The organism is Pseudomonas sp. SR18 (genome assembly GCF_023701505.1).
GTDB lineage: Bacteria > Pseudomonadota > Gammaproteobacteria > Pseudomonadales > Pseudomonadaceae > Aquipseudomonas > Aquipseudomonas cyclaminis.
The window spans coordinates 1-16,066 of record NZ_JAMQAU010000023.1 but is presented as its reverse complement, the minus strand read 5'-3'; the positions used below and the strand labels follow the sequence as shown (position 1 = coordinate 16,066).

The window sequence follows — 16,066 nt, the reverse complement described above, 5'->3', positions numbered from 1 at the left end:
GCCATCACTGTAACGGCAGCCAGCGGCAATCCCTGAGCGCTGTGCTGTGTTTTTTATCCTCCAAAAAAAACCGCCGCTCCCAAAGGAAGCGGCGGTTTCAGGTAAACCCGGTGAGGCTTAGTAAGCCAGGCCGAAGTCTTCCTCTTTCATGTCCATCAGGTTGTTGGCGCCCGACAGCATGGTTGCCTTGTGCGCCAGAGTACGCGGCAGGATGCGCTGGAAGTAGAAGCGCGCGGTCTGCAGCTTGGCGGTGTAGAAGGCCTCTTCGGTGGTGCCGGCAGCCAGTTTTTCAGCCGCCAAGCGGGCCATGTCGGCCCAGAAGTAAGCCAGGCACGCGTAACCGGAGTACATCAGGTAATCCACCGAGGCGGCGCCGACTTCTTCACGGTCTTTCATCGCGGCCATGCCGACCTTCATGGTCAACTCGCCCCACTCTTTGTTCAGTGCAGCCAGCGGTGTCACGAACTCCTGAACGGCGGCGTTGCCTTCGTTGGCCTGGCAGAACTTATGCACGATCTTGGTGAAGCCCTTGAGCGCTTCGCCCTGGGTCATCAGCACTTTACGGCCGAGCAGGTCCAGCGCCTGGATACCGGTGGTGCCTTCGTACAACATCGAAATGCGGCTGTCGCGAACGTTCTGCTCCATGCCCCACTCGGCGATGAAGCCGTGGCCGCCGTAGATCTGCACGCCATGGTTAGCCGCTTCAAAGCCGACTTCGGTCATGAACGCCTTGGCGATTGGGGTCATGAAGGCCAGCAGGCCGTCGGCCTGTTTCTTGGCTTCGTCGTCGGTGCCGTACTTGACGATGTCCACTTGCTTGGCGGTGAAGTACACCATCGCACGGTTGCCTTCAGCGAAGGCTTTCATGGTCAGCAGCATGCGGCGCACGTCGGGATGCACGATGATCGGGTCAGCAGCCTTGTCCGGTGCTTTCGGGCCGGTCAGGGAGCGCATTTGCAGGCGATCGCGAGCGTATTTCAGGCCGCCCTGGAAGCCGATCTCGGCGTGGGACAGGCCTTGCAGTGCGGTGCCCAGGCGCGCGGTGTTCATAAAGGTGAACATGCAGTTCAGGCCTTTGTTCGCCGGGCCGATCAGGAAACCGGTGGCCGCATCGAAGTTCATCACGCAGGTGGCGTTGCCGTGGATGCCCATCTTGTGTTCCAGGGAGCCACAGGACACCGCGTTGCGCTCACCCACCGAACCGTCGGCGTTGGGCAGGAACTTCGGCACGATAAACAGCGAGATACCTTTGGTGCCGGCCGGCGCGTCCGGCAGGCGGGCCAGTACGATGTGGACGATGTTGTCGGCCATGTCGTGCTCACCGGCCGAGATGAAGATCTTGGTGCCGGAGACTTTGTAGGAACCGTCGGCCTGAGGCTCGGCCTTGGTACGCAGCATGCCCAGGTCGGTGCCGCAGTGTGGCTCGGTCAGGCACATGGTGCCGGTCCATTCGCCCGATACCAGTTTGGTCAGGTAAGCGTCTTGCTGTTCAGGGGTGCCGTGCTCAGAGATGGTGTTCATCGCACCGTGGGACAGGCCTGGGTACATGCCCCACGACCAGTTGGCGGCGCCAACCATTTCACTCACCGCCAGGCCCAGGGATTCCGGCAGGCCTTGGCCGCCGTGTTCCACGTCGTGGGCCAGGCTAGGCCAGCCGCCTTCGACGAATTGCTTGTAGGCTTCTTTGAAACCCGTCGGCGTCTTAACGCCTGACTCACTCCAGGTGCACCCTTCGATGTCGCCCACGCGGTTCAGCGGTGCCAGCACTTGTTCACAGAACTTGGCGCCCTCTTCAAGGATGGCGTCAACCATGTCCGGAGTAGCGTCCTGGCAAGCCGGCAGGCTCTGATAGTGCGCTTCATAACCGAGCAGTTCGTCACGAACGAAGCGAATATCACGCAAGGGGGCCTTGTAGTCAGGCATAGCGATAAACCTCTGCTGATGTAGCTGGAATGAACAACCGCGTGGAATGTGTTGTGGCGGTCAAACAGGTGTTTGAAACATACGTTTACGACCTGGGGATGTCAAGCGTCGTCCAAGCGCCGTTTGTCATGACGTGGATCAACCCAGGCGCAACAAGGCCTGCGGCGAGATGCCACATCAAAGAGAGTGTAGAGAGGGCTCAGGATAAAACAGGGCAAATGTGGGAAGGGGCTTGCCCCCCTCCCACACTTTTAGATCAGGCGTAGGTGTCGATCAGAGTACCGAGCATTTCGTCGGAAGCCTTGGCGACTTTGACGCCCAGCTCCACCTGAAACTTGCCTTCGGCCAGTTCCACCATATTGCTGGCGGAGTTGGTCGGCTGGCCACGGTTGACCGCCTGCAAGCGATCATTCTGGGCATCCGAAGGTTGGCTGGTGGCTGCACTGGCGATCTTGCCAGCGGCCTGGTCGACACGGCTTTGCCCGGACTGAATGGTATTCAGGCCCGAGTAAAACGCGCTGCTTCCAGAGATTTCCATGGCGTAAGCCTGCCTTTAGAGAATCGTGAACGCTGATTGAAGCAGAGAACGTGGCAAAACGCCCGTCAAAAACACTAATAGCACAATGCCTTACCGATAGCCAAAATCAGTCAAGCAAGTCCAACTGCAAGTATTCCGCCACGGCTTCGGCGCCGGCATGCTTGAGTTTGGGCACGCGCCCCAGGCACGGTGCGGGCAACCGTTCGGCCAAGGTGGCGAGGTTTTCCTCCAGGCGGGAGGTCTTGGGGTCGATGATGTTCGCGACCCAACCCGCCAGCGCCAAACCGTCCCGTGCGATGGCTTCGGCGGTGAGCAAGGCATGGCTGATACAGCCCAGACGCACGCCCACCACCAGGATCACCGGCAGTTTGAGCGCGATGGCCAGGTCCGACAGATTGGCCTGGTCAGCCAGCGGCACGCGCCAGCCGCCCGCGCCCTCGATCAAGGTGAAATCCGCTTGCCGCGCCAGAACCTGCTGCATGGGCTTGAGCAGCGATTGCACCGTCAGCGAAACACCGGCCTCCCGCGCCGCCAGATGAGGGGCTATGGCCGGTTCGAACGCCACCGGATTGACCTCGGCATAACTCAACGGCAATGAGCATTCGGCCAGCAGCGCCAGGGCATCGGCATTGCGCAGGCCGTTGGGGGTCACGGCACAACCGGAGGCCACGGGTTTACCGGCGGCGGTGCTTTTGCCGGCTTGGCGGGCGGCATGCAGGAGGCCGGCGGCGACGGTGGTCTTGCCGACATCGGTGTCGGTGCCCGTAATGAAATAAGCGACGCTCATTGAGGTTTCTCCAGTACGGCATACACCACTTGATAAGTCGCCGGCAGGCCCTGGGCCTGGCGGAACCGCTCATAAGCCTCGACCAGTGCCACAATCCGCGCCCGGCCGGTCAGCCCGCCGGGGCGGCCGGGGTTGAGGTTGTGTGCACCGAGGGCCTTCAATTCATGGGTCAGGCTGCGTACATCCGGGTAATGCAGCACATGGGGCTGGCGCTCCAGGCTGACCACGCGCAAACCGCTGGCCGCGCACAGTTGCTGGTAAGCCTCGAAGGTGCGGAAGCGATTGACGTGCACCAGGCCATCGGCGGCGCGCCAGCTTTCGCGCAGTTCATCCAATGTGCCCACGCACAAACTGGCAAACGCCAACACCCCGCCCGGTTGCAGCACGCGATGGGCCTCGCTGAGCACCGCATCGAAGTTCGCACACCATTGCACCGCAAGGCTGGAGAAGATCAGCTCAAAGCGCTCGGCGTTCAGCGGCAAGCGTTCGGCATCCCCCGCGATGAAGTGCTGCGCGCCACCCAAGGGCCGCGCATGGTTGAGCATACCTTCGGCGATATCCAGGGCCACGCCCTGACTGGCGGGCAATAAATCCCCCAGCACGCGACTGAAATACCCCGTACCACATCCCATATCCAGCCAACGACGTGGCGCACAGGCTGACGGCAGGCGGGACAGCAACGCGTGCCCCACAGCGCGCTGCAACTCGGCGACGCTGTCGTAACTGGCCGCCGCACGGGAAAACGACGCCGCCACCTGGCGCTTGTCTGGCAAGGCACCCGGCAGAGGGGGGTGGGATAGATCAGTCATCAACACACTCATGCAAAAAAGCCTGGATGGCCCCCGCTACGCCGTGGGGGTCTTCCAGAAGAAACGCGTGACCGGCCTGTTCAATCAGGCCGATTTCAACATCGGGCAGCAGCGCCAGCAGGTCGCTGGCGGCTTCGGCGGGCACCAAGCCGTCCATACCGGCAAACAGATGCAACTGCGGGCCGCGATAGGCCAGCAAGGCTTCGCGGGTGTCCAGTTGCGCAAGCAGTTCAAGACCGGTCATCAAAATGGCGGACGGCGTATTCGGCGCGCCGCTGACCAACAACCGCGCGAGCCCGCGAGGCTCTTCGGCGCCCTTGGCACACAACAGGCCGAAGCGCTTGAGCGTGACCTGGGAGTCCGCGTGGCACCCGGCGAGAAACGCATCGAAGGTCTCGGCGGGCATCGCACTCGGCCAACTGTCGTGGGCGACAAAACACGGGTTGCTCGCCAGGGTCAGCAAGCCACAGCAGCGTTCACCGCGTCGCGCCGCCAATTCAGAGGCCAGCATGCCGCCCAGCGACCAACCGCCGAGCCAGGTGTTGTCCGGCAAGGTGGCGTCGAGTTCATCCAACCATTCGCAGAGATCGCTGGCGTCCAGCGCCGGCAACGGCTCGATCTGTACGTGCAGATGCTCGTCCAGCCCACGCAATGCGGCGGCCAATGGTTCCAGCGGCGATACGCCAAGGCCCCAGCCGGGCAGCAATATCAGTCGATCACGCATGGTCGGGCTCCAGGGCGCCTGGCAAGCGGAAACACTCTTCCAATGCGCTTAACAATAGCTGCACCTGCGCCTCGCTGTGGGCCGCCGTCAATGTCACGCGCAAACGGGCGCTGCCGACGGGCACGGTGGGCGGGCGGATCGCGGTGACCATCAGGCCACGCTCGCGCAGCATCCGGGACAAACGCACGGCCCTGGCGCTGTCGCCGATCAGGATCGGCTGGATCGGTGTAAAGCTGTCCATCAAGTCCAGGCCAAGCTGCTCGGCGCCGTGGCGGAACTGACGGATCAGGCCGCTGAGGTGTTCACGCCGCCAATGCTCGGTGCGCAGCAATTCCAGGCTTTTCAACGTGGCGCAGGCCAGCGCCGGTGGTTGGCTGGTGGTGTAGATATAGGGGCGAGCAAACTGGATCAGGCTTTCGATCAAATCTTCACTGCCCGCCACAAACGCGCCGGCGGTACCGAAGGCTTTGCCCAGGGTGCCGACCAATACGGGCACGTCTTCCTGGCTCAAGCCGAAATGCTCGACGATGCCTGCGCCGTTGGCGCCCAGCGGGCCGAACCCATGGGCGTCGTCGACCATCAGCCAGGCGCCTCTGGCCTTGGCTTCACGGGCCAGGGCGGGCAAGTCAGCCAAATCGCCGTCCATGCTGAACACGCCATCGGTGACTACCAACGTGTTGCCGGTGGCTTTCTCCAGGCGCTTGGCCAGGCTGGCCGCGTCGTTGTGCAGATAGCGATTGAAGCGCGCCCCGGACAGTAAGCCCGCATCCAGCAACGACGCGTGATTGAGCCGATCTTGCAGCACCGTGTCGCCCTGCCCCACCAACGCCGTGACCGCGCCCATATTGGCCATGTAGCCGGTGGTAAACAGCAGCGCACGCGGGCGACCGGTCAGGTCAGCCAGCGCCTCTTCCAGCTCATGGTGCGGCGTGGCATGCCCGACCACCAGGTGCGACGCGCCACCGCCCACGCCCCAACGGGAAGCACCGGCGCGCCAGGCTTCGATCACTTGCGGGTGATTGGCCAGGCCCAGGTAGTCGTTATTGCAGAAGGCGAGCAACGGTTGGCCGTCGACCACCACTTCAGGGCCTTGAGGGCTCGCCAGCAATGGGCGTTGGCGGTAAAGGTGTTCGGCACGGCGGGCAGCGAGGCGCGCAGAGAGATCGAAAGACATGCTGGCCTCGGTTTAACAGGATTAACTCAGTCGAGAATGTCGGAGGAGCTGCTTCGCAACCCCGCGCAGGACAAGCCTGCTCACCACAGCAAGCCGGCTCCTACAGGGTCCGAATCAAACAGCAGCGTTGTAGAACTGCTCGCTGCTCTTCTGCTCCACCAATGCCTGCTCGATCGCCGCCTGATGCACTTCATCGGCGTGCTCTTCACGGGCTTCCGGCAGGATGCCCAGGCGCGAGAACAGTTGCATGTCCTTGTCGGCCTGCGGGTTGGCAGTGGTCAGCAGTTTGTCGCCGTAGAAGATCGAGTTGGCGCCGGCGAAAAACGCCAGGGCCTGCATCTGCTCGTTCATGGCTTCACGACCGGCCGACAGGCGCACGTGGGACTGCGGCATCAGGATGCGCGCCACGGCGAGCATGCGGATGAAGTCGAACGGGTCGATATCTTCGGCGTTTTCCAACGGCGTACCGGCCACTTTCACCAGCATGTTGATCGGCACCGACTCCGGATGCTCCGGCAGGTTGGCCAACTGGATCAGCAGGTTGGCGCGGTCGTCGAGGGACTCGCCCATGCCGAGGATGCCGCCGGAACAGATCTTCATCCCCGAGTCACGCACATAGGCCAGGGTTTGCAGGCGCTCGCTGTAGGTGCGGGTCGTGATGATGCTGCCGTAGAACTCCGGCGAGGTATCCAGGTTGTGGTTGTAGTAGTCGAGGCCGGCCTGGGCCAGGGCTTCGGTCTGGTCCTGGTCGAGACGGCCGAGGGTCATGCAGGTTTCCAGGCCCATGGCTTTCACGCCCTTGACCATCTGCAGCACGTACGGCATGTCTTTGGCCGACGGGTGTTTCCAGGCGGCGCCCATGCAGAAGCGGGTCGAACCGATGGCCTTGGCGCGAGCGGCCTCTTCGAGGACCTTCTGCACCTCCATCAGCTTTTCTTTTTCGAGGCCCGTGTTGTAGTGGCCCGACTGCGGACAATATTTGCAATCTTCCGGGCAGGCGCCGGTCTTGATCGACAGCAGGGTCGACACCTGTACACGGTTCGCGTCGAAATGCGCACGGTGTACGGTCTGCGCCTGGAACAAGAGGTCGTTGAACGGCTGCACGAACAGTGCTTTGACTTCGGCCAGGGACCAATCGTGACGCAAGGTGGCGGTGATGCTGGCGCTCATGGGCGATTCCTTGATTATGCTTGGGCTCTCGCTGCGGGAAAGGTAATACCCACAGGCGCGACACGGATGCTCGGCATATTTAAGGAAGATCCATGCACTGTCAACCTGGGTACAAACACCAAGTTTACATCTGGTCAAAAAACACACAAACCTGCTTACTCTGCGACGAAGCCACAGAAACAGCCGATTGTGTGTGCAACGTCTGCGAAACCGAGCTGCCTTGGCTGATGGAGCATTGCGAAACCTGCGCGCTGCCCCTGGCGATGGACGGGTTGGTCTGCGGCCAATGCCTCAAACAACCGCCCGCCTTTAAACAAGTCATCGCGCCCTGGACCTACAGCTTTCCCGTGGACACCCTGATCAGCCGCTTCAAGCACCAGGCACGCTGGCCACTCGGGCATCTGCTGGGGCATTTACTGGGAAAACACCTGCAACATCGCTTCGACAACCACGAACTCATTCGCCCGGACGCACTGCTGCCGGTGCCCATGGCGAGCCAGCGCCTGCGCGAGCGCGGTTATAACCAGGCGCTGATGCTGGCGCGCTGGCTCAGCGCCGACCTGACTATCCCCTGCAATGAACACGTGTTGTTGCGCCCCCATGAAACCCTGGCGCAACAGAACCTCGACGCCAAGAGCCGCAAACGCAACCTGCTCAACGCCTTTGCCCTGGCCCCTGACGCGCAGGTACAAGACCGCCACTTCGCGCTGGTGGACGACGTACTCACCACCGGCGCTACCGCCCACAGCCTGGCGCGGCTGTTGATCAGCGCCGGAGCGCGGCAGGTGGATGTGTACTGCCTGGCCCGCACACCCAAGCCTGGCACTTGACTCTCATGCCGCACGGCCGCAACGTCCGCTCATCCCAACACAGCGTACGCCCATGTCTCTCCCGACTTTGCTCAGCCAACATATCGTCCGCCGCCCCCAGCGCATCGCCCTGCTGGGGCATATCGCCGAACAGGGCTCCATCACCCGCGCCGCCAAAAGTGCTGGCTTGAGCTACAAGGCCGCGTGGGATGCCATCGATGAACTGAACAACCTCGCGCAAAAACCCCTGGTAGAACGCAGTGTCGGCGGCAAAGGCGGTGGCGGTGCCAAACTCACCGCCGAAGGCGAACGGGTGTTGCGCCTCTACCAACGCCTGCAAGCGTTACAGGCCGAGGTGCTGGGTTCGGACGAAGCCGCCAGTGACTTCAATCTGTTGGGCCGCCTGATGCTGCGCACCAGTGCACGCAACCAGCTGCATGGCCAGGTCAGCGCGATTGAAAGCCGCGGCCGCAATGATCTGATTCATTTGCAACTCGCGGGTGGGCTGACCCTCACAGCCCAAATCACCCATGACAGCACGCAACGGCTGGAGCTGGAGATTGGCGTGGAAGTCGTCGCACTGATCAAGGCCGGCTGGCTGGAATTGCTCGCATCGCACAGCGCTGCAACACTCGGACACAATTGCATGAGCGGTACGGTAGACGCCATTCTCCACGCCGAGGACGGCCCCAGCGAAGTGCGCATCGCCCTGCCCAATGGCCAGGTTTTATGCGCCCTGGCGCAGCCCGACGTACTCAAGGCCCTGGACGCCACCGAAGGCCGGGAGATCCACGTGCAATTCGCCCCCAGTCATGTATTGCTCGGTACGCCAGTCTGAGCCGCAGAGTTCTTCAAACTGCAACAACTTCGTCACACCCGCTCCTTATGGTGTCTGCAAAAACCGCAGGGAGCCTGAGATGAGCCTATTAGAAGAAAACCAAGCCACCGACCTTGAGCAGATGGTTGGCCTCACCCGCCGCCGCTTTATCGGCGCCGGCGCCTTGTGCGGCGCCGCGATGTTCCTGGGCGGCAACCTGTTGAGCCGCAGCGCCCTGGCCGTGAATGCCGCTTCCGCCAGCCCGCTGCTGGGGTTTGCCAGCATCGCCGCCGCGACCAGCGACACCATCACCTTGCCGCCGGGCTACAGCGCCTCGGTGTTGATCAGTTGGGGCCAGCCGCTGCACAAGAGCGCGCCGGCCTTCGACCCGTCCGGCAACGGCACGGCCAAGGCCCAGGAGCAACAATTCGGCGACAACAACGACGGCATGAGCCTGTTCGCCTTCCCTGGCGACGACAACCGCGCGCTGATGGCGATCAACAACGAATACACCAACTACCGCTACCTCTACGCCCACGGCGGCGCGCCGCAATCGGCCGAAGACGTGCGCAAGGCCCAGGCCAGCGAAGGCGTGTCGGTGATCGAAGTGCGGCGCAAGGGCGACACCTGGCAGTTCGTCCAGGATTCACGCTACAACCGCCGCATTCACGGCAACTCGCCGATCCGTCTGAGCGGCCCCGCTGCCGGCCACGACTGGCTGAAAACCAGCGCCGACAAATCCGGCAAGAAAGCCCTCGGCACCTTCCAGAACTGCGCCAACGGCATGACACCGTGGGGCACTTATCTGACCTGTGAAGAGAACTTCACCGACTGCTTCGGCAGCAGCAACCCACAACAAACCTTCGACGCCGGGCAGAAACGCTACGGCGTAGTGGCCGCCAGTAAAGAGATCAACTGGCACCTGCACGACCCGCGCTTCGACATGGCCAAGAACCCCAACGAACTCAACCGCCATGGCTGGGTAGTGGAAATCGACCCGTTCGACCCGCAATCCACCCCGGCCAAACGCACGGCCCTGGGCCGCTTCAAACACGAAAACGCCGCCCTCGCCGAAACCCGCGATGGCCGCGCCGTTGTGTACATGGGCGACGATGAGCGCGGCGAGTTCATCTACAAGTTCGTCAGCCGCGACAAGATCAACCACAAGAACCCCAAGGCCAACAAAGACCTGCTCGACCACGGCACCTTGTATGTGGCGATCTTCGACGCGGGCGATGGCGACGCCGACCATCCAAAAGGCAAAGGCCAATGGGTTGAGCTGACCCATGGCAAAAACGGCATCGACGCCAGCACCGGTTTTGCCAATCAGGCCGAAGTGCTGATCCATGCCCGCCTGGCCGCCAGCGTGGTCAAAGCCACGCGCATGGACCGCCCGGAATGGATCGTGGTCAGCCCCACCGACGGCCAGGTCTATTGCACCCTGACCAACAACGCCAAGCGCGGCGAAGACGGCCAACCCGTGGGCGGCCCCAACCCACGGGAGAAAAACGTCTACGGTCAGATCCTGCGCTGGAAAGCCAATGCCGATGACCACGGCGCGGCCGACTTCAGCTGGGATTTGTTTGTGGTGGCCGGCAACCCCGGCGTACACGCGGGCAAGCCCAAGGGCGGCTCGTCCAACATCAACCCGCAGAACATGTTCAACAGCCCCGACGGCCTGGGTTTCGACAAGGCCGGACGCCTGTGGATCCTCACCGACGGCGACTACAGCAACGCGGGTGACTTCGCCGGCATGGGCAATAACCAGATGCTCTGCGCCGACCCGGCGACCGGTGAAATCCGTCGTTTCATGGTCGGGCCGGTGGCGTGCGAGGTTACGGGGATCAGCTTTTCGCCGGATCAGAAAACGCTGTTTGTGGGGATCCAGCATCCGGGGGAAACCGGCGGTTCGACGTGGCCGGAGCATCTGCCGAATGGGAAGCCGCGGTCTTCGGTGATGGCGATTCGCAGGGATGATGGCGGGATCGTCGGCGCCTGATAGGGCCCCATCGGGGGCAAGCCCCCTCCCACATGGGAACGCATTTCAAATGTGGGAGGGGGCTTGTCCCCGATGGCGATACTTAAGTCACCCCCTATCTCAAGCCCGGTGCGTTACCATACTCGGCCGGACGCGGCGCCCTGCTGCCCGCAGGAGTTCCCATGGCCCATCCGTTTGAAACCCTCACCCCTGATCTGGTGCTCGACGCCGTCGAAAGCATCGGTTTTCTCAGTGATGCTCGCGTCCTGGCGCTCAACAGCTACGAAAACCGCGTGTATCAGGTGGGCATCGAAGACGGCGAACCGCTGATCGCGAAGTTCTATCGCCCCCAGCGCTGGACCAACGATGCGATTCTCGAAGAACACCGCTTCACCTTCGAACTGGCCGAATGCGACGTGCCGGTCGTCGCGCCACTGATCCACAACGGTGAAAGCCTGTTCGAACACGAAGGTTTCCGCTTCACCCTGTTCCCTCGCCGTGGCGGCCGCGCGCCGGAGCCCGGTAACCTTGATCAACTGTATCGCCTCGGGCAACTGCTCGGCCGTTTGCACGCGGTGGGCTCCACCCGCCCGTTCGAACACCGCGAAGCCCTGGGCGTGAAGAACTTCGGTCACGACTCACTCAACACATTGCTTGAAGGCAATTTCATTCCCAAAAGCCTGCTGCCGGCCTACGAGTCTGTGGCCCGCGACCTGCTCAAGCGCGTGGAAGAGGTCTACAAGGCCACGCCGCACAAGAACATCCGCATGCACGGCGATTGCCACCCCGGCAACATGATGTGCCGTGACGAGATGTTCCATATCGTCGACCTGGATGACTGCCGCATGGGCCCGGCGGTGCAGGACCTGTGGATGATGCTCGCCGGTGACCGTCAGGAATGCCTGGGCCAACTGTCGGAATTGATGGACGGCTATCAGGAATTCCACGACTTCGACCCGCGTGAATTGGCGCTGATCGAACCGCTGCGCGCCTTGCGCCTGATGCATTACAGCGCCTGGCTGGCACGGCGCTGGGACGATCCGGCGTTCCCCCACAGTTTTCCGTGGTTCGGTAGCGAGCGGTATTGGGGCGATCAGGTGCTGGCGTTGCGCGAGCAACTCTCAGCCCTCAACGAAGAACCATTGAAACTGTTTTAACTGCTAGAACAAGGACTCTGCAATGCACGCCGCCAACCCCCGCAAGGGGTACATCCTGGGCCTCAGCGCCTATGTCATCTGGGGCTTGTTCCCGCTCTACTTCAAAGCCATCGCCAGCGTACCCGCCGCCGAGATCATCGTGCACCGCGTGCTGTGGTCGGCGCTGTTCGGGGGCTTGCTGTTGATGGTGTGGAAACATCCCGGCTGGTTCCGCGAACTGCGCGACAACCCCAGGCGCCTGGCGATCCTGGCCTTGAGCGGAGCGTTGATTGCGGCCAATTGGCTGACCTACGTATGGTCGGTGAACACCGGGCGCATGCTTGAGGCGAGCCTGGGTTATTACATCAACCCGCTGGTGAATGTGCTGCTCGGCATGTTGCTTCTCGGCGAACGCCTGCGTCGTTTGCAATGGGTAGCGGTCGGGCTGGCAGCTGTGGGTGTGGCGCAACAGGTGTGGCAGGTGGGCAGTTTGCCGTGGGTGTCACTGGTGTTGGCGCTGACCTTTGGCTTCTATGGCCTGATCCGCAAACAGGCGCCAGTCAAAGCGCTGCCGGGGCTGGTGGTGGAAACCTGGATGCTGGTGCCGATTGCAGTCGCGTGGTTGCTGTTCAACCCGACCGCCCACAGTGCTCAGCTTGAGTTCTGGAGCACCTCTGAAGCCTGGTGGCTGGTCGCCGCCGGCCCGGTGACGTTGATCCCGCTGGTGTGCTTCAACGCCGCCGCACGGCATCTGCCCTACACCGCGCTGGGCTTTTTGCAGTATGTTGCGCCGACCCTGGTGTTGCTCGAAGCCGTGCTGCTGTTCGGCGAACACCTGGCGCCCAGCACGCTGCTCGCCTTCGCCTTTATCTGGGCTGGCCTGGTCGTCTACAGCGTCGATGCCTGGCTGACCGTGCGCAAACGCTGATCAAATAACATACAGCATCCTGCAAGCCACAACCGCCGTGGCTTGCAGGCATTCACCCCAAGGTTATCCACAGGCCCATGCAAGTTTTCCATGCATAACCTTGTGGACAGATTATTCCTCGCTGCGCAGCTCCACCATCAAGTCATCCGCCAAGGTTTCCAGGGATAGCTGCAAGCGCTCCAGGGATAACGACGGCGGCACCTGCAACAACGCTTCGGCGCTGAACAACGGATCGCCACTCATGGGGGCCGGGCGCACATCCGTGCTCAAGCGCTCCAGGTTCACGCCTTGCTGGCTCAACAGGGCCGTGATCTCACGCACGATGCCCGAGCGGTCATTGCCCACCAATGTCATCACAATCGGCTTGGACGCCGAGGCCTGCCCGGTACTGCCCTCACCCACCAGCACGCGAATGCCATGTGTGGATAAGTCCTCCAGCGCCCCCAACAATGCCTGGCGGCTTTCCGCGGGTACGCTGACCCGCAGGATCCCGGCAAACTGCCCGGCCATGTGGGCCATGCGGCTTTCCAGCCAGTTGCCCCCGTGGGCGGCAATGTTCTGCGCGATGCGCTCGACCAGGCCGGGTTTGTCGGCGGCGATAATTGTGAGTACAAGATGGTCCATGGCGAAGCCCTCTGAATTCAATCTACAAGGTGGACCCGGGAGTCCCCGAAAACAAATCGTGTACCATTTTTATATTTATCTGGAACAATCCAATAGTTTTTTGAGAACATCCCGTTCTCCGCTGTGACCGTACGACCAAAGTGGGTCGCTAAACGACGTATTTAGTCTAATTTTCACAACCGCAAGTCATCATGTAGTATGCGCAACTTGGCACTACATAATGAAAATCTAAAAAGCGCTTAAGCTGTGCAGAGTGAGGCAAGCAATGACTGAACACGTTCAAGTCGGTGGCCTGCAGGTCGCCAAAGTCCTGTTCGACTTCGTGAACAACGAAGCCATTCCCGGCACCGGCATCACTGCCGACCAGTTCTGGGCCGGCGCCGACAAGGTCATCCACGACCTGGCACCGAAGAACAAAGCCCTACTCGCTAAACGCGATGATTTCCAGGCGCGCATCGACACCTGGCACCAGACCCACGCCGGCCAGGCCCACGACCCGGTGGCCTACAAAGCCTTCCTGCAAGACATCGGATACCTGCTGCCAGAAGCCGCAGACTTCCAGGCCTCGACCCAAAACGTCGATGACGAAATCGCCCGCATGGCCGGCCCACAGTTGGTGGTGCCGGTGATGAACGCCCGTTTCGCCCTCAACGCCTCCAATGCGCGCTGGGGTTCGCTGTACGACGCGCTGTACGGCACCGACGCCATCAGCGAAGCCGACGGCGCCGAGAAGGGCAAGGGTTACAACAAGGTGCGTGGCGACAAGGTCATCGCCTTCGCCCGCGCCTTCCTTGACGAAGCCGCGCCGCTCAGCGCCGGCAGCCACGTCGACTCCACCGGTTACAAGATCGTCGACGGCACGCTGATCGTCAGCCTCAAGGGCGGCAGCAACAGTGGCCTGCGTGACGATGCCCAGTTGATAGGTTTCCAGGGCCCTGCGGCCGAGCCGATTGCGATCCTGCTGAAACACAACGGCCTGCACTTCGAAATCCAGATCGACGCCAGCACCCCAGTCGGCCAGACCGATGCCGCCGGCGTCAAAGATGTGCTGATGGAAGCTGCGCTGACCACCATCATGGACTGCGAAGACTCCGTCGCCGCGGTGGATGCCGACGACAAAGTGGTGATCTACCGCAACTGGCTCGGCCTGATGAAGGGCGACCTGGCCGAAGAAGTGGCCAAGGGCGGAAAAACCTTCACCCGTACCATGAACGCCGACCGCGTTTATACCGGCGTGGATGGCCAGGACGTGACGCTGCACGGCCGTTCGCTGTTGTTCGTGCGCAACGTGGGTCATCTGATGACCATCGATGCGATCCTCGATAAAGACGGCAACGAAGTGCCGGAAGGCATCCTCGACGGCCTGGTCACCAGCCTCGCCGCGACCCACAGCCTCAACGGCAACAACACCCGCAAGAACAGCCGCACCGGTTCGGTGTACATCGTCAAGCCGAAGATGCACGGCCCGGAAGAAGCTGCGTTCACCAACGAGCTTTTCGGTCGCATCGAAGACGTGCTGAACCTGCCGCGCAACACCCTCAAGGTCGGGATCATGGACGAGGAGCGCCGCACCACGGTCAACCTCAAGGCCTGCATCAAGGCGGCCAGCGAGCGCGTGGTGTTTATCAACACCGGCTTCCTCGACCGTACCGGTGACGAAATCCACACCTCCATGGAAGCCGGCGCGATGGTGCGCAAGGCTGCCATGAAGGCCGAAAAATGGATCGGCGCCTACGAAAACTGGAACGTTGATATCGGCCTGAGCACCGGCCTGCAAGGCCGTGCGCAGATCGGTAAAGGCATGTGGGCGATGCCCGACCTGATGGCGGCGATGCTCGAACAGAAAATCGCCCACCCATTGGCCGGCGCCAACACCGCCTGGGTGCCCTCGCCGACCGCCGCCGCGCTGCACGCGTTGCACTACCACAAGGTTGATGTATTCGCCCGCCAGGCCGAGCTTGCCAAGCGCGAGCGTGCGTCGGTAGACGACATCCTGACCATTCCTCTGGCCAGCAACACCGATTGGTCCGACGAAGAAATCCGCAACGAGCTGGACAACAACGCCCAGGGCATCCTGGGTTATGTGGTCCGTTGGATCGACCAGGGCGTCGGCTGCTCGAAAGTGCCGGACATCAATGATGTGGGCCTGATGGAAGACCGCGCCACCCTGCGCATCTCCAGCCAGCACATCGCCAATTGGCTGCGCCACGGCATCGTCAACCAAGACCAGGTCATGGAAAGCCTCAAGCGTATGGCGCCGGTGGTGGACCGTCAGAATGCCGGGGATGCGCTGTACCGCCCACTGGCTCCGGATTTCGACAGCAACATCGCGTTCCAGGCAGCGGTGGAGTTGGTGATTGAAGGGACTAAGCAGCCTAATGGGTATACCGAGCCGGTGCTGCACCGTCGGCGTCGGGAGTTCAAGGCTAAAAACGGCCTGTAAATGAAAAAGCCCTGATCGTGAGATCAGGGCTTTTTCTTTGGGGCTTGTAGTGACCAGACTGGCCTCATCGGGGCATAGCTATCTACACAACTCTCAAAGGCTTATACATAACTCTGTGGTGAGCGGGCTTGTCCCGCGCTGGGCTGCGCAGCAGCCCCAAAACCAGGCAACTTGGTTTTTCTGAAAAAACGCGGTGGCTTTGATGG

The 16,066-nt window shown here is 61.9% G+C and carries 14 protein-coding genes; 6 read left to right on the top strand and 8 right to left on the bottom strand.

Features of this window, described 5'->3' with window-relative positions:
• Positions 1-117: 117 nt before the first annotated feature.
• The 7 genes from NDJ82_RS25265 to bioB form a co-directional block, all read right to left on the bottom strand.
• A complete protein-coding gene (locus tag NDJ82_RS25265; protein ID WP_099585699.1) occupies positions 118-1,923 on the bottom strand; it encodes a phenylacyl-CoA dehydrogenase in 1,806 nt (601 codons plus the stop codon).
• A 256-nt stretch (positions 1,924-2,179) separates the two neighbouring features.
• Positions 2,180-2,461 (bottom strand): pyrroloquinoline quinone biosynthesis protein PqqE, encoded by a 282-nt coding sequence (locus NDJ82_RS25260; RefSeq protein ID WP_099585700.1) that lies wholly within the window; start codon positions 2,459-2,461, stop codon positions 2,180-2,182.
• A gap of 106 nt (positions 2,462-2,567) precedes the next feature.
• On the bottom strand, positions 2,568-3,248 hold the full coding sequence (bioD, locus tag NDJ82_RS25255; protein ID WP_191946826.1) for a dethiobiotin synthase: 681 nt from the start codon (positions 3,246-3,248) through the stop codon (positions 2,568-2,570).
• On the bottom strand, positions 3,245-4,057 hold the full coding sequence (gene bioC, locus NDJ82_RS25250; RefSeq protein ID WP_112192589.1) for a malonyl-ACP O-methyltransferase BioC: 813 nt from the start codon (positions 4,055-4,057) through the stop codon (positions 3,245-3,247). Before bioC ends, bioD begins: the two co-directional genes overlap by 4 nt.
• Positions 4,050-4,781, bottom strand: a complete 732-nt coding sequence (locus NDJ82_RS25245; protein ID WP_250926522.1) for an alpha/beta fold hydrolase — start codon at positions 4,779-4,781, stop codon at positions 4,050-4,052. The genes bioC and NDJ82_RS25245 overlap by 8 nt, the downstream gene beginning before the upstream one ends.
• Entirely contained in the window at positions 4,774-5,955 is a 1,182-nt protein-coding gene (gene bioF / locus NDJ82_RS25240; RefSeq protein ID WP_250926521.1) for an 8-amino-7-oxononanoate synthase, read from the bottom strand. Before bioF ends, NDJ82_RS25245 begins: the two co-directional genes overlap by 8 nt.
• 114 nt (positions 5,956-6,069) lie before the next feature.
• Complete coding sequence (gene bioB, locus NDJ82_RS25235; protein WP_112192592.1) at positions 6,070-7,125, bottom strand: biotin synthase BioB; 1,056 nt, start codon at positions 7,123-7,125, stop codon at positions 6,070-6,072.
• Positions 7,126-7,217: 92 nt separating this feature from the next.
• Here bioB and NDJ82_RS25230 point away from each other — a divergent pair, with 92 nt between their 5' ends.
• The 5 genes from NDJ82_RS25230 (at position 7,218) to rarD (ending at position 12,793) form a co-directional block, all read left to right on the top strand.
• Complete coding sequence (locus NDJ82_RS25230) at positions 7,218-7,955, top strand: ComFC family protein (protein ID WP_250926520.1); 738 nt, start codon at positions 7,218-7,220, stop codon at positions 7,953-7,955.
• Positions 7,956-8,007: 52 nt separating this feature from the next.
• Positions 8,008-8,772, top strand: coding sequence for a TOBE domain-containing protein (locus tag NDJ82_RS25225; RefSeq protein ID WP_158877620.1), 765 nt, complete (start codon positions 8,008-8,010; stop codon positions 8,770-8,772).
• Positions 8,773-8,851: 79 nt separating this feature from the next.
• Positions 8,852-10,750: a PhoX family protein gene (locus NDJ82_RS25220; protein ID WP_250926519.1), complete on the top strand. Its 1,899-nt coding sequence runs from the start codon at positions 8,852-8,854 to the stop codon at positions 10,748-10,750.
• A gap of 161 nt (positions 10,751-10,911) precedes the next feature.
• Positions 10,912-11,886 (top strand): serine/threonine protein kinase, encoded by a 975-nt coding sequence (locus NDJ82_RS25215; RefSeq protein ID WP_099585709.1) that lies wholly within the window; start codon positions 10,912-10,914, stop codon positions 11,884-11,886.
• Between the two features lie 22 nt (positions 11,887-11,908).
• Positions 11,909-12,793, top strand: coding sequence for an EamA family transporter RarD (gene rarD / locus NDJ82_RS25210; protein WP_099585710.1), 885 nt, complete (start codon positions 11,909-11,911; stop codon positions 12,791-12,793).
• Between the two features lie 111 nt (positions 12,794-12,904).
• Here rarD and NDJ82_RS25205 read toward each other — a convergent pair whose 3' ends face one another.
• The gene (locus tag NDJ82_RS25205; protein ID WP_099585711.1) at positions 12,905-13,417 is read right to left on the bottom strand and encodes a glycine cleavage system transcriptional repressor; all 513 of its coding nucleotides are present in this window, start codon (positions 13,415-13,417) and stop codon (positions 12,905-12,907) included.
• Between the two features lie 265 nt (positions 13,418-13,682).
• Between NDJ82_RS25205 and NDJ82_RS25200 the strand changes: the two genes are divergently transcribed.
• A complete protein-coding gene (locus NDJ82_RS25200) occupies positions 13,683-15,860 on the top strand; it encodes a malate synthase G (RefSeq protein ID WP_099585712.1) in 2,178 nt (725 codons plus the stop codon).
• Positions 15,861-16,066: the final 206 nt, after the last annotated feature.

Bases quoted from the DNA above. Each gene is read 5' to 3' on its own strand.
- bioD (WP_191946826.1), bottom strand. From the start codon at position 3,248: ATGAGCGTCGCTTATTTCATTACGGGCACCGACACCGATGTCGGCAAG.
- bioB (WP_112192592.1), bottom strand. From the start codon at position 7,125: ATGAGCGCCAGCATCACCGCCACCTTGCGTCACGATTGGTCCCTGGCC.
- NDJ82_RS25245 (WP_250926522.1), bottom strand. From the start codon at position 4,781: ATGCGTGATCGACTGATATTGCTGCCCGGCTGGGGCCTTGGCGTATCG.
- NDJ82_RS25215 (WP_099585709.1), top strand. From the start codon at position 10,912: ATGGCCCATCCGTTTGAAACCCTCACCCCTGATCTGGTGCTCGACGCC.
- NDJ82_RS25265 (WP_099585699.1), bottom strand. From the start codon at position 1,923: ATGCCTGACTACAAGGCCCCCTTGCGTGATATTCGCTTCGTTCGTGAC.
- NDJ82_RS25225 (WP_158877620.1), top strand. From the start codon at position 8,008: ATGTCTCTCCCGACTTTGCTCAGCCAACATATCGTCCGCCGCCCCCAG.
- NDJ82_RS25220 (WP_250926519.1), top strand. From the start codon at position 8,852: ATGAGCCTATTAGAAGAAAACCAAGCCACCGACCTTGAGCAGATGGTT.
- bioF (WP_250926521.1), bottom strand. From the start codon at position 5,955: ATGTCTTTCGATCTCTCTGCGCGCCTCGCTGCCCGCCGTGCCGAACAC.
- NDJ82_RS25230 (WP_250926520.1), top strand. From the start codon at position 7,218: ATGCACTGTCAACCTGGGTACAAACACCAAGTTTACATCTGGTCAAAA.
- NDJ82_RS25205 (WP_099585711.1), bottom strand. From the start codon at position 13,417: ATGGACCATCTTGTACTCACAATTATCGCCGCCGACAAACCCGGCCTG.
- rarD (WP_099585710.1), top strand. From the start codon at position 11,909: ATGCACGCCGCCAACCCCCGCAAGGGGTACATCCTGGGCCTCAGCGCC.
- bioC (WP_112192589.1), bottom strand. From the start codon at position 4,057: ATGACTGATCTATCCCACCCCCCTCTGCCGGGTGCCTTGCCAGACAAG.
- NDJ82_RS25200 (WP_099585712.1), top strand. From the start codon at position 13,683: ATGACTGAACACGTTCAAGTCGGTGGCCTGCAGGTCGCCAAAGTCCTG.
- NDJ82_RS25260 (WP_099585700.1), bottom strand. From the start codon at position 2,461: ATGGAAATCTCTGGAAGCAGCGCGTTTTACTCGGGCCTGAATACCATT.